1 protein-coding gene is annotated in these 492 nt (G+C 67.9%); it reads left to right on the top strand.

Translation table 11 applies throughout. The features are described 5' to 3' along the window. A partial coding sequence (locus L995_RS34080; protein WP_047474688.1) for a hypothetical protein occupies positions 1-344 on the top strand: 344 nt, incomplete at its 5' end. Between the last annotated feature and the right edge of the window lie 148 nt (positions 345-492).

Here is a 492-nt window from a genome sequence, read left to right as displayed (position 1 = left end):
CCAAGCTCAACTTCACGATCTACCAAGGCGCCACATTCCGGCGGCGCCTGCGCTGGCTCAACCCCGACAAGACACCCATCGACCTGACGGGCTGCACGGCCCGCATGCAGGTGCGCGAGGAGATCGAGTCCACGGCCGCGCTGCTGGAGTTGACCACCGAGAACGGGCGCATTGCCCTGGGAGGTACTGCCGGCACGGTGGACCTGCTGGTCGATGCCAGCACCACTGCCGCCATCGCCTGGACCGGCGGGGTGTTCGATCTGGAAATCGTCCACCCCAGCGGCGCGGTCACACGCCTGGCCGAAGGCTCCTGCTGCGTGAGCCCGGAGGTCACCCGTGACTGATTTGCTGGTCGTGCACGAGACCGAGATCCTGGCCGAGCAGGCCCAGGACTCCGTGCTGGTCGAGCAGGTTCAAGAAACCGAAATCGTTGAGCTGGGACAGCAGGGGCCTCCTGGCCGTCCCGGCGAGCCCGGCCCTGCCGGCGGCGCA

This window comes from Delftia sp. ZNC0008 (assembly GCF_000799035.1).
Taxonomy (GTDB): Bacteria; Pseudomonadota; Gammaproteobacteria; order Burkholderiales; family Burkholderiaceae_C; genus Comamonas; species Comamonas tsuruhatensis.
This window is presented reverse-complemented; position numbering and strand designations above follow the sequence as displayed.